The sequence below is a fragment of the Flavobacterium lacisediminis genome (assembly GCF_025909975.1).
In the GTDB taxonomy this organism is placed as follows: Bacteria; Bacteroidota; Bacteroidia; order Flavobacteriales; family Flavobacteriaceae; genus Flavobacterium; species Flavobacterium lacisediminis.
Map to the genome: position 1 here is coordinate 255,274 of NZ_JAPCIO010000001.1, position 12,593 is coordinate 267,866.

At 32.4% G+C, this 12,593-nt stretch carries 10 protein-coding genes; 7 read left to right on the forward strand and 3 right to left on the reverse strand.

The genetic code is table 11. The features are described 5' to 3' along the window. Positions 1–3: 3 nt before the first annotated feature. Both OJ995_RS01280 and OJ995_RS01285 read right to left on the reverse strand, forming a co-directional pair. The gene (locus OJ995_RS01280; protein ID WP_264367780.1) at positions 4–693 is read right to left on the reverse strand and encodes a response regulator transcription factor; all 690 of its coding nucleotides are present in this window, start codon (positions 691–693) and stop codon (positions 4–6) included. After that, positions 686–1,954 carry a sensor histidine kinase gene (locus OJ995_RS01285; protein WP_264367781.1) on the reverse strand — a complete coding sequence of 423 codons (1,269 nt, stop codon included), beginning with the start codon at positions 1,952–1,954 and terminating at the stop codon, positions 686–688. The genes OJ995_RS01280 and OJ995_RS01285 overlap by 8 nt, the downstream gene beginning before the upstream one ends. A gap of 146 nt (positions 1,955–2,100) precedes the next feature. Between OJ995_RS01285 and OJ995_RS01290 the strand changes: the two genes are divergently transcribed. From OJ995_RS01290 to OJ995_RS01305, 4 genes are all read left to right on the forward strand, one after another. Next, entirely contained in the window at positions 2,101–2,586 is a 486-nt protein-coding gene (locus tag OJ995_RS01290; RefSeq protein ID WP_264367782.1) for a DUF1573 domain-containing protein, read from the forward strand. Positions 2,587–2,656: 70 nt separating this feature from the next. After that, a complete protein-coding gene (locus OJ995_RS01295; RefSeq protein WP_264367783.1) occupies positions 2,657–3,130 on the forward strand; it encodes a methylated-DNA--[protein]-cysteine S-methyltransferase in 474 nt (157 codons plus the stop codon). A gap of 61 nt (positions 3,131–3,191) precedes the next feature. Then, positions 3,192–4,358, forward strand: a complete 1,167-nt coding sequence (locus OJ995_RS01300; protein WP_264367784.1) for a serine hydrolase domain-containing protein — start codon at positions 3,192–3,194, stop codon at positions 4,356–4,358. A gap of 25 nt (positions 4,359–4,383) precedes the next feature. Further along, on the forward strand, positions 4,384–5,097 hold the full coding sequence (locus tag OJ995_RS01305; RefSeq protein WP_264367785.1) for a 3'-5' exonuclease: 714 nt from the start codon (positions 4,384–4,386) through the stop codon (positions 5,095–5,097). Between the two features lie 45 nt (positions 5,098–5,142). On the opposite strand, the gene OJ995_RS01310 is transcribed toward OJ995_RS01305, so the two are convergent. Further along, complete coding sequence (locus OJ995_RS01310; protein WP_264367786.1) at positions 5,143–8,103, reverse strand: S8 family serine peptidase; 2,961 nt, start codon at positions 8,101–8,103, stop codon at positions 5,143–5,145. Between the two features lie 200 nt (positions 8,104–8,303). Here OJ995_RS01310 and OJ995_RS01315 point away from each other — a divergent pair, with 200 nt between their 5' ends. The 3 genes from OJ995_RS01315 to OJ995_RS01325 all read left to right on the forward strand — a co-directional run bounded on the left by OJ995_RS01315 (position 8,304) and on the right by OJ995_RS01325 (position 12,527). Then, positions 8,304–9,743, forward strand: coding sequence for a nucleoside recognition domain-containing protein (locus OJ995_RS01315; RefSeq protein ID WP_264367787.1), 1,440 nt, complete (start codon positions 8,304–8,306; stop codon positions 9,741–9,743). A gap of 47 nt (positions 9,744–9,790) precedes the next feature. Next, positions 9,791–10,864, forward strand: coding sequence for a serine hydrolase domain-containing protein (locus OJ995_RS01320; protein WP_264367788.1), 1,074 nt, complete (start codon positions 9,791–9,793; stop codon positions 10,862–10,864). Positions 10,865–10,925: 61 nt separating this feature from the next. Continuing rightward, positions 10,926–12,527: a fumarate hydratase gene (locus tag OJ995_RS01325; protein ID WP_264367789.1), complete on the forward strand. Its 1,602-nt coding sequence runs from the start codon at positions 10,926–10,928 to the stop codon at positions 12,525–12,527. Positions 12,528–12,593 lie beyond the last annotated feature (66 nt).

The window sequence follows — 12,593 nt, forward strand, 5'->3', positions numbered from 1 at the left end:
CGATTACTCAACTACCAATTTAAAGCCCACGCGCGGAATGTTTTCAATTCTCACGTGGGTTTCTTCTTTTATGATTTTTCGTAATCGGGAAATAAAAACATCCAAACTTCTTCCTAAGAAATAATCATCGCTTCCCCATAAATCAATTAAGATTTTTTCTCGTTTTAAAACAGTATTAGGATTATCTAAAAACATCTTCAGCAAAGATGCTTCACGCTCAGTTAAGGTTATTTTTTGATGATCATTTTTTAATAAATAATTTTCCGGTTCAAAATGAAAACTGCCAAAGACATAATTTTTTTGAATAGGTTTATTATCATTAGATTTTTGACTTCTGTTTAAGAAAATTTCGATTTTTAAAATCAATTCTTCTATCGAATATGGTTTTACCAAATAATCATCGGCACCCAATTTCAAACCTTTAATTCGGTCTTCTTTCATAGTTTTCGCAGAAAGAAAAATAATTGGAATTTCCTGATTGCGCTTTCTGATTTCAGTGGCAATCTCAAATCCATCCATATCAGGCAACATAATATCCAAAACACACAAATCAAAAGATTCTTTGCAAAAAAGTTGAAAAGCATCTTTTCCATTATTGCAATGAGTTACTTCAAAATGTTGTTCTAAATTATCAGATGTTAAAAACGCTAAGGTTTCGTCGTCTTCTACATACAAAATACGTTTCTTACTCATAATCGTTTTTATTTATTTGAATGGATATTGTAATTCCTTTATCTTCATTATTCATTGCAAAAACTTTCCATTTATGCCATTCGCAAACACGTTTTACATAGGAAAGTCCAATGCCAAATCCTTCTATATCTTTACTGTCTTCTCTGGCTACACGATAGAATTTATCAAACACAAATGGCAAATCATTAACTGGAATTCCAACTCCATTATCCGAAAATTTTAAAAGTAATCCTCTCTCATTTTCTTTGGATTGTATTTGGATCATTGGGTCCTGACCCGAATATTTTACCGCATTATCCATAATATTATACACTACATTATAAAAATGAAATTCATCAGCATTAATTATAAAATGACGTTGTAGTTGAATGTCAATTTTAATTTCTTTCTGGTGCTTTAAAATGATATTTTCTTTAACTAATTCAAGTAATTGATTTAAATCAACCTTGGCTTTATCTAAAACAATTTGTTTGCTTTCGGTTTTAGCAACATACAAAATTTTCTCAATGTGTTGGTTCAGTTTATTGCTTTGATTGATGATGATATGCATGTATTTAGACAGCCTAGGATTATCAACAATTTCTTTTTGCGTATTGGCATAATTTGAAGCAATTAAAATAGATGCTAAAGGAGTTTTAAACTCATGCGTCATATTATTGATAAAATCCTTTTGTAAATCGGTATATCGTTTTTGCTTTAACATTAATAAAACAGAATAAACATAAATGATTAAGACCAAAAACAATACACCTGTAAATATCCAATATTGTGATAAACTCTTAAAATAGGTTTGTTTAATATTAGGAAATCGTACCGCGAAATAATAGGTTAAATCGCTATTTTTTGAAAAACAATCTTTGCAAAATTTTTCAGATTTTCCGTTAACTGAAATATAATTCCCATATACCATTGCATCTGAGCTACAATCATAAATAGCATATTCAAAATCAAGCTCAAGTTTTACTTTTTCAAATTCGAGTTTTAAATATTGTTCTAAAATTCGATTTTCGAAAACATCATTTACATTTACAATAAAGTAATTTTCAGATACTTTTTTTACAGGATTTGTAATTGGTAATTCCGATTTATTGTCACGGTATATCTTTTCCACTACATCTTGCAGTGCAAAATGAATTTTATCCTCCAAGTCTTTCTTCTCAAAAATATAGGCTTGATTAAGTAAGAACAATTGCATAATGATAACACCTACAATTGCTAAAAACCCAATAAAAATGACGGTATTAAATCTGTTAAACTTCATAATGAGATCGATATTACAAAAAAAGTGGTTCTAAAAAACCTCATTAACATCTCATTAACAATCATTAATTTTTAATTAACAAGACGCTCTTAAAAGTTTTTTAGTTTTGTATGACAAATTTAAAATAACTAAAAACATTATAGCGTATGAAATCTATTAAATTATCAATTGTAGCTTTATTTATAGCTAGTGCATCATTTGCACAAACTAAAGAAGTTAAAGTAGAAACTACTAAAGCTATGCAAGTAGTTCCTTCTGAAATAAAAGCTCCTGTAGCTCCTAAACAATCAAACATTAAATGGGATCAAGAAATGCATGATTTTGGAGATATTGAAAAAGGAAAACCTGTTACTTATGAGTTTTCTTTCACTAATACTACTAAAGAAACTATTTTAATTACAAATGTAAGACCTGCTTGTGGTTGTACGGCTGCAAATTACACAAAAACTCCAATTAAACCAGGAGAAAAAGGAATGGTTGCTGCTACTTTTAATGCTGCATCTGGTGGTATTTTTCAAAAATCAGTAACAATTACAACTACTGAAAACGGAGCTGAAGCAGTAAAAACTTTGTCTTTCAAAGGAAAAGTATTAGAGCCAGCTACTGACAAAAAAGAAGAGATTAAATCTTAACAATATTATTAATTCAGCTTTTACATCTTATTAAACCACCTTTTATAGGTGGTTTTTTTATATTTACAAAATGAAAACAGCCATCATAAATACGCCACTTGGCTTCACAGAAATTCAAGGTGATGAAAATGGGGTTTCTAAAATTCATGTTATGAATGAGAAAACTGAAATTTCAGCTAAAATCCCAAAAGAATTAAAAGAAGCTGTTTTGCAACTCCAAGACTATTTTGAAGGGAAAAGAACTGAATTTTCATTCTTAATCAATCCATCTGGAACAGAATTTCAGAAAAAAGTTTGGCAAGAATTACTCCATATTCCATTTGGAAAAACTTGCTCTTATTTAGAATTATCGAAAAAATTAGGCGATGTAAAAGCAATTCGTGCTGTTGCTTCTGCCAATGGGAAAAATCCGCTTTGGATTGTAGTTCCATGCCACAGAGTCATTGGAAGCGACGGCTCATTAACAGGTTATGCGGGTGGATTGTGGCGAAAAAAATGGTTACTTGACCATGAAAATCCGGTAAAGCAAGAAAGTTTGTTTTAGATTTTTATAAAATCAAATCACTTTTTGCTACTTTTATGACGCAATCTTATAAAAGTAGCTCATGAAATTCCTTCTTAAATTCTTTAAATGGTTCACTATTATTTTAGCGAGCATTATTATTTTAATGTACATTTTTGATGTAGATTATCTTTTACGTGCTGTAAGAACCATTTATTTTAAAGGCTACACTACTGCATTTTTAGAGGATTATAAAGAATTTCCAAATAGAGAAATCAAGAAAGGGATTGCACAACCTTGGGCAATTGCATCAGATTATAACTCTGTTCCAGCTACTGAAGTCTTAGCAAAAAACCATAAAGAACTACAAACCATTGCTTATCTTATCATAAAAAATGATAGTATTTGGCACGAAAGCTATTTTGACGGATTTGATAAAAACTCGAAATCCAATTCCTTTTCCATGGCAAAAAGTGTCGTTACTATGGCGATGGGAAAAGCCATTATGGATGGAAAAATTAAAAGCTTAGATCAAAAAGTAACAGACTTTTTTCCAGAATTAAAAGGTAATTATGCAAAAGACGTAACCATAGGTGATTTATCTTCTATGGCGTCAGGCTTGAGTTGGGATGAAAAATATTATAGCCCATTTTCAATTGTAACCCGCGCTTATTTTGACGATGATTTAAAAGGTGTTATTCTTGGTTTAGACATTAAAGAAAAACCAGGTCAGTCGTTCAAATATTTAAGTGGTGCCACACAATTACTTGCTATGTGTGTTGAAAAAGCTACTGGTGAACATTTATCAGATTATGTTTCTAAACACTTTTGGCAACCTATGGGAGCTGAAAATGAAGCGCTTTGGCAATTAGACGAAGCTCCTGACGGAATTGAAAAAGCTTATTGTTGTATTGCTAGTAATGCTAGGGATTTTGCTCGTTTTGGAAAATTATATTTAAACAATGGAAAATGGAATGGCAAACAATTACTAGATAGTGCCTTCGTGAAAAAATGTATCACTCCACGTTTTGAAAAAAGTCCGCAATATGGATATGGTTGGTGGATGCACAACTTTTTAGGTAAAGATTTATACTATATGCGCGGACATTTAGGGCAATTTGTAATTGTAATTCCCGAAGATGAATTAATCATCGTAAGATTAGGTCATTTAAAAGGAGTTCAAACATCTTATGATCCTCACAGCGAAGACTTATATACATATATAGAAGAAGCTTACAATATGCTAGAACAAAGAAAAAACAAAAAATAAATACATTAATCAACTACTACTCTCTATGATTGAAAAAATTAACTTAAACAACATTCTGTTTTTAGACATTGAAACGGTTCCAGAATACCACAATTATCGTGGTTTAGATAGCGAAACACAACAACTTTGGGAACAAAAAACACAATACCAACGTAAAGATGAAGTCTCGGCAGAAGATTTTTACGAAAGAGCGGGAATTTGGGCTGAATTTGGAAAAATTATTACTATTTCTGTGGGTTACTTTGTAAATAAAGGTGATATTAGAAACTTTCGTGTGACCAGTTTTTGGGGTGATGAAAAGAAAATTTTAAACGATTTTTCTAATTTACTAAACACACATTTTAATGGAGCACAACACGTTTTATGTGGTCATAATGCTAAAGAATTTGATATTCCGTTTATAGCTCGACGCATGATAATCAATGGAATTGCACTTCCAAATAAGTTAAATTTATTCGGCAAAAAACCATGGGAAGTACCTCATTTAGATACTTTGGAATTATGGAAGTTTGGCGATTACAAACACTTTACTTCTTTAAAATTATTAACAAAAGTGCTAGGAATTCCATCACCAAAAGATGATATTGATGGTAGCGAGGTAGCGCACGTTTTTTACGTAGAAAACGATATTGACCGAATCATTACCTATTGCGAAAAAGATGTAATTGCAGTAGCGCAAATTTTTCTGAGATTAAGACGAGAAGATTTGTTAGTGGAAGATGAAATTATTCATGTATAAAAAAAGGGAGCTAATTAGCTCCCTTTTTATTTAACTCTAAATAAATTATTTATTAATTACTACTTTTCTAGTAGTTTTTCCTAAATCATTTTCAATAGTTAACATATAAATTCCTTCCGATAGATTTTCAACATTTAATGTTTCCATTGCATTTGAAGATTTTTTAGTAACAACTTGTCTTCCTTGAACATCATACAATATATACGTAGATTCTCCAAAGGTATCAGATGCTAAATTAATATTCAAAATACCTTTTGTTGGATTTGGATATACTTTAATTTCTGCTAATGCATTGCTTGGAGTACTTAAAGATTGTGCAATATTACAAATCGATAATGAAACAGCATTAATGCTACCACCATCTCCGTTGTAAGAATCAACCACTCTTAAAATCCAAGTTCCGTCAGCAGGTAAATTATTTAAAGTTGTTAAATAATCTATTGGTTTAACTGTTCCTGTTATAGAAGGAATTCCAGTTCCACAAGTAAAGTTAACTCCGGCATCATCTAATGTACAATTGATATCATCATTATCTCCACACGGTTCTTCAAATAAAGTTATTATTGGACTTCCAATAGCTGCAGGACCTTCTAAATAATATTTCATATCTTGTATGTACGTGTGAGTAATATCTATAGAAACGTTAATATCTCCAATAGTTAAACCTCCTGTAACAACAATTGGAACAGTCGCTATACTATTTACTGTTGTAGCAATTGATGCATTTGAAAAATCAGTAGCAGTAAATGTATTTCCACAACTTACAATACCTGTTCTAAAATTATTTACCGTTGCTGAAGCAGCTGCTGCCGTTCCACATCTGTTAGAAGGAACAACTCTCCAATAATAAGTTGTTTCAGGTGTTAAGCCTGATACTAAATAGTTATTCTCAGCTGTATTTACATTAGTGATGAATGAAGAAAAATTAGATTGAGTTGATACTTGTAAATTATATGATTCAACATTTACATTAGAATTCCAATTAAAGAAAACCGTTGTTGCTACACTATTTTGTCCACTTGTAGGAGTAGTCAAAACTGTTGGTTGAAATGTTGCAGAATAGACTCTCATTTGTTTTAATCTTGTTTCTACTTCAGTTCCATTTGAACCGGTAATTCCAACTGTATAATTTCCTGGTTGTACTGAACTTAAACTAGAGACAGTCATAGTTACAGTTCCATTAGCGCTTAATGATGTAGGGCTAAAAGTAGCCGTAGCACCAGAAGGTAATCCAACTGCAGAAAACGTAGTTGTCATAGTTCCAGACTGTTTATAATCAAATGTATAAACAGCATCTTGATTTGAGCAAACTATTAAATCATCTGATTTTGAAGTTAATGCAAAATCAGAAACAATTCCTGTTACAACTAAAGAATAATTTTGAGCTCCAGTAACTAATGTTCCTTTGTGAGTGACAGTGATTACATAGTCGCCCGCAGCAGGAGTATCAATTTTTATAACTTCAATATTATCTACATTATTATCTCCTGTTCTTATAGCTAAAGCAGTTGGGCTTGACTGTAATTTCCATGGATAAAAAGTAGTAGTACCATCTTTAGTCACTCTAATATCTAAGTCATTTACCAATGCTGGAGTTGTATTATTATCACCCAAAGTACCATTATTTGCAACCCCTGGCAAGTCAGTCCAAGTGATAGATGCAATTAAAGGATTTGAAGCTCCTCCAGTTGATTTTACTGTCATCGTAAATGTTTGTCCTTGAGTCAAATTATTTTCTGAAACCCAAGAAGTTAATCCATTCCCTGTTAAAGTTTCGACAGCTTTTTTAGCATTTAATAATCCCCAACCAAATCTAGCGTCTGGCCCTGCGTTTCCAGCATCATCTGCGGTATGACAGGCTAATCCTCTTAATGTAGCTGACTTCATAAAACTATTTGTTAAGTTTTTATGATGTTGTTGAACCAATAATAAAGTTCCCGCTACATTTGGACCCGACATTGAAGTTCCTGACATAATTCCTGTTGCTGTATTACTGGTAGAAACTGTTGAAGTTAATGATGTTCCATTACCCGTAATATCTGGTTTAATTCTCCTATCGTCTGTTGGTCCTTGACTACTTGATGTGTTAATTGCTACACTCGACAAAGATCCATCTGCATTAATTACAGCATCTTGTGCATTTGCAACAATTAATGTGTTTTTAGAAGTCTTATTTCCTGTAAGTTTGTCATATCCCCCCGCAATTGGATTAGAATTGTTGTTATTTGTACCATCGTTTCCTGCAGACATTACAGGTAAATAATAAGGAGATAAATAAGCAATTTCATCCCAACCTCTTGCGTCATCAGTATAAGCACCTATGTACCATGCTGGTAATGAAGTTGTTCCGCTTGTGATAGGCACTCCATATGAGTGATTTGAAATCAACATTCCACCTAATACTTCTGATAAAGCTTCTGCCTCATCACTATCCCAATTAAATGTTCTAGCTGTTGCTAATGTTGCCATACCTTTAACACCAGCTGAACCTGCGTTCCAAGGTAATGCAATAATTGTACCAGTTACGTGAGTAGCATGATCACTATAAGTGGTTCCTGCAACATCATCTATAGTTGTAACTCTACCTCCAAAACCGTTGTGTGTTCTTCTTGTTGTTCCTCCATCCCATACACGAGCTACCATTCCTTGACCATCCAATGTTAAGCCCATTCCTCCTCCTGTATTTAAGAAACTAGCTCTAGTTGATCTTGCAGCTGCAACATTTGTGGTTGCATAATAAACCGGAAAACCATCTGGTGTCAATTTCATCAACTGTTGAATGGCTCCATTTTCTCCTTTAATAATTATAGGCCAACCATTTCTATTCGCTGCTTCTATGGCTTTAGCTCTTTCGGTTTCTTCCAACTTCTGAAAGTAGGTAATTTTCTGTTGGATTTTTTCTACATCATAATCTTTTGTGATTTTAGCAACATCATCTTTTGTTTGGGAAAAAGAAAACGCACAACAAAACACAAAAAAAGAGGTAAATAATTGTTGTTTTTTCATTTTTTGGGGCTAATTAGTGTTATTTAATAAAACAAATATATAATTTTTTCACAATTACAAAAAAAAAGTTTTAAAATAAAACAGAATTATTTAAATCCTTAATTTTATAAATATCAATATTTTACAGTTTAATATTCATATTTAAATAAAATTTTCTTTAAAAGTTAAGATACACTACATTTACGAAAAAATATTAATTTATGGTTTTAAGCAGATTCTGGTTAGTGATATTTATATCGTCTATCTTTTTTATTGTTTTCGGATTGTTTTCTTCGCAATACTATTCTATTGATTATGTGTTGAATGGTAAACAAGGCGAACCTCTTTTAATAGGTGAAAAGTATTTAAAAGAAGTGCCTAAATTTGTACAAGATAGTGTGCAAAAAGCGGAAGACAAAACATTCGTTATTAATAAAAACGAAAAGGATGCCGACACTACCTACATCTATAATAATCAAACCGTAAAAATCTACAGCGGAAAACAAAAAGCCGATGGTTTACTTCCTATGACCAAAAGCAGTTTGTTTGATTTAATTCTACCATTAATTGCCTATTTATCTTTTTTCTGTGGTATCATGGAATTGCTTATAATTTCAGGCGCTTCGGAAAGATTGGCTAAGAGACTAAGTCCTTTGTTTGCGAAAGTATTTCCTTCTATCCCAAAAAATCACGAATCGATTTCTTACATGACCTTGAATTTTTCTGCCAACTTTTTAGGATTAGATTCAGCGGCAACTCCTTTTGGTTTGAAAGCTATGCAAAGTTTACAAGAATTAAATCCTGATAAAGACAGAGCAAGTGATGCCCAAATCATGTTCATGTGTTTACATGCTGCGGGTTTAACATTAATTCCAACCTCAATTATTGGTTATCGTGCTGCTGAACATGCTGCCAACCCTGCTGATGTAATGTTGCCTTGTATTATTACATCGTTCATCGGAACTATTGCTGCTTTTCTTTTAGTCGGAATCAAACAAAAAATCAACTTCAAAAGCGCTTCGTTATTAGCGGCTATAATGGGAGTTATTGGTGCCATCGTTGGATTATTATTCTACGTAAACAGCTTGGATTTAATCGGAAAAAATTACTTTACTTCAAACCTTTCGGGATTATTATTGATATTAATCATCGGTGGAACTTTGATATTTTCCTTCATTCAAGAGAAGAAATTTGTGGAACAAAAAACGACTATTTTCGACACTTTTGTTGCTGGAGCCAATAACGGATTAAAAACCGGAGTTACTATTTTCCCTTATGTAATGGGAATGCTAGTTGCGATTTCCCTATTCAGAAACAGTGGTTTGTTTGAAAATATAGCCAACGGAATTTCCTTCTTATTTGCACATCTTGGAGTAGCTAAAGAAATCACCGATTCGCTTCCTGTTGCAATGTTACGTCCTTTTAGTTCAGGTGGTTCTCGTGGGTTTATGATTGATGCGATGAAGCAATTTGGCCCTGATTCCTTAACGGGAAGATTAAGTTGTATTTTCCAATGCAGTGCAGAAACTACGTTCTATGTAATTGCGGTTTATTTTGGAAGTATCAACGTAAAAAACACGCGTTATACATTAGGCATGATGCTTTTAGTTGATTTGATTTGTGTAATTACAGCGATTTTTGTAGCGAGTTGGTTTTTTTAACGAATTTTAAAAGAGTTTACAAACCTTAAAGCACATAAATTTATCACATGAAATTATTTATCCTTTTGTTGTTTCCTTTTGCTGTTTTTTCTCAAACTAATTTTCAAAAAATAAATGAAAAGACACGAGAGCTTGCAATTAAATATTTAAAAAAAGAGGATATCCCCGCAATGTCAATTTGTGTGTCTTACAATGATTCTATTGTTTTTTCTGAAGGTTTTGGTTTTGCGGACTTAGAAAAAAGAACCGAAGTTATTCCTTCAAAAACAAAATTCGAAATAGCAAGCATAACTAAAATGATTACAGCTGTTGTTTTAGGAAAAATGCATGAAGAAGGGACAATAAATTGGAACCATAGTCCATATTTTTACTTAGATAGTTTGTCTAAAAAACCATATGATTTTACTATCAAACAAGTTGCGGGTCATATTGCTGGATTAATTAGAAATCCAAGTGAAGAAGACTGGACAAAAAAAAACAACTATTCAAAAAAAGAATTTTACCGAGTTTTTCAAAAAGATGATTTGTTATTTAAACCATTAACCAAGTTTTCTTACAGTAACTATGGTTATGTAATTTTAAGTTTTGTAATTGAAAAAATTAAGAATAAGAATATTTATGAAGTTCAAAAAGAACTGGTTTTTGATCCGTTACAAATGAAAAATACATTTATTAATGATGGAAATTATGATGAAAACACAGTTTCTTTTTACAAAGATATAAATAATATAAAAGTTAAGTTCACAGATTATGTTTACAATGATACTAGTTATTCCTCAGGTTGTCATCTTTCAACTTCAGAGGACATTATAAAACTCGGAAATGCTTTTCTATTTGCAAATCGGCTTCTAAAACAAGAAACACTTATTGAATTGATAAAATCCCAAAAATTAATTGATGGAACCAAGACTAATTACGGAATTGGTATAATCTCAGGTAAAGATCAATTTGGAAACTTTTATTTTGGACATGGAGGAAATGCAATTTCAGCAAGAAGCGAAGTAAAAATTTATCCAAGTTCTAAATTAGTAATTGTAATGCTAGCAAATAAATCAAAAGTTGATGAAGATGACTTTTTAGAAAAAATTGCTAAACATTATGTAGAATTTCTAAAACATTAAATTAATTCATTTTTCCATTCCCATCAAAAATCCGTAACTTTACCTTTCAAAACATACACAAATGGACTTTTTATATCAAGACCCGTATCCAATTTTAAAAGACGATACACAATACAAAAAATTAACTTCTGATTACGTAAAAGTTGAACAACTTGGCGATAGAGAAATCTTAGTGGTGGATCCAAAAGGATTAGAATTATTAGCACAAGAAGCAATGGACGACGTTTCATTTATGTTGCGTTCGGCACATTTACAAAAACTAAGAAACATTATCGAAGACCCAGAAGCAACAGACAACGATCGTTTTGTGGCTTATAACTTATTGCAAAATGCTGCTGTAGCTGTAGAAGGTCAATTGCCTTCTTGCCAAGATACTGGAACTGCAATTGTAGTTGCTAAAAAAGGTGAAAACGTCTACACTGGTGTAGAAGATGGCGAATGGTTGTCAAAAGGAATTTACAATACATACCAAAATAAAAATCTTCGTTACTCACAAATTGTTCCGATTTCAATGTTTGAAGAAAAAAACTCAGGTTCGAATCTTCCTGCTCAAATTGATATTTATGCTAAAAAAGGAAATTCATATGAATTCTTATTTTTAACAAAAGGTGGTGGTTCGGCGAACAAAACGTTTTTATATCAAAAAACCAAATCGTTGTTGAATGAAAAATCGTTAGACGAATTTGTTCGCGAGCGTATTATGGATTTAGGAACAGCGGCTTGTCCTCCGTATCACTTGGCTATCGTTATCGGTGGCACTTCTGCAGAAGCGAATTTAGCAGCCGTGAAAAAAGCATCAGCAGGCTATTATGACAATTTACCAACTTCTGGAAATATGTCGGGTCAAGCATTTCGCGATTTAGAGTGGGAAAAAAGAGTACAAATTATTTGTCAAGAAAGTCAAATTGGAGCACAATTTGGTGGAAAATATTTAACACATGATGTGCGTGTGATTCGTTTACCACGTCATGCCGCATCTTGCCCTGTTGGAATGGGAGTTTCTTGTTCAGCAGATAGAAATATCAAAGGAAAAATCACGAAAGACGGAATTTTCTTAGAACAATTAGAAACCAATCCAGGTCAGTTTTTACCAACATCAGCGCCTCATTTAGAACCAGCAGTAGAAGTTGATTTGAATAAACCAATGTCTGAAATTTTAGCAGAATTATCGAAATACCCAATTAAAACGCGTTTGAAATTAAACGGAACTTTAATTGTAGCTCGTGATATTGCGCATGCAAAAATCAAAGAATTATTAGACGCTGGAAAACCAATGCCAGAATATTTCAAAAACCACCCAGTGTATTACGCGGGTCCAGCAAAAACTCCAGACGGAATGCCATCAGGAAGTTTTGGACCAACCACTGCAGGAAGAATGGATGTTTATGTAGACGAATTCCAAGCTGCTGGTGGAAGCATGATTATGTTAGCGAAAGGAAATCGTTCGAAACAAGTAATGGATGCGTGTAAAAAATATGGTGGATTCTATTTAGGTTCGATTGGTGGTCCTGCTGCTATTTTAGCGAAAGAAAATATCTTAGCTGTTGAAGTAGTGGATTTTGAAGAATTAGGCATGGAAGCCGTTCGTAAAATTACCGTAAAAGATTTCCCGGCATTTATTATTACGGATGATAAAGGGAATGATTTTTTTATGAATCTTTAGTCTTAGAACAAAGAGAATAGAATATAGAAAATAGACAAACCTGTGAGTTGAAAGACTTGCGGGTTT

Coding starts and splice junctions, on each gene's coding strand:
- OJ995_RS01280 (WP_264367780.1), bottom strand. CDS start 693: ATGAGTAAGAAACGTATTTTGTATGTAGAAGACGACGAAACCTTAGCG.
- OJ995_RS01285 (WP_264367781.1), bottom strand. CDS start 1,954: ATGAAGTTTAACAGATTTAATACCGTCATTTTTATTGGGTTTTTAGCA.
- OJ995_RS01290 (WP_264367782.1), top strand. CDS start 2,101: ATGAAATCTATTAAATTATCAATTGTAGCTTTATTTATAGCTAGTGCA.
- OJ995_RS01295 (WP_264367783.1), top strand. CDS start 2,657: ATGAAAACAGCCATCATAAATACGCCACTTGGCTTCACAGAAATTCAA.
- OJ995_RS01300 (WP_264367784.1), top strand. CDS start 3,192: ATGAAATTCCTTCTTAAATTCTTTAAATGGTTCACTATTATTTTAGCG.
- OJ995_RS01305 (WP_264367785.1), top strand. CDS start 4,384: ATGATTGAAAAAATTAACTTAAACAACATTCTGTTTTTAGACATTGAA.
- OJ995_RS01310 (WP_264367786.1), bottom strand. CDS start 8,103: ATGAAAAAACAACAATTATTTACCTCTTTTTTTGTGTTTTGTTGTGCG.
- OJ995_RS01315 (WP_264367787.1), top strand. CDS start 8,304: ATGGTTTTAAGCAGATTCTGGTTAGTGATATTTATATCGTCTATCTTT.
- OJ995_RS01320 (WP_264367788.1), top strand. CDS start 9,791: ATGAAATTATTTATCCTTTTGTTGTTTCCTTTTGCTGTTTTTTCTCAA.
- OJ995_RS01325 (WP_264367789.1), top strand. CDS start 10,926: ATGGACTTTTTATATCAAGACCCGTATCCAATTTTAAAAGACGATACA.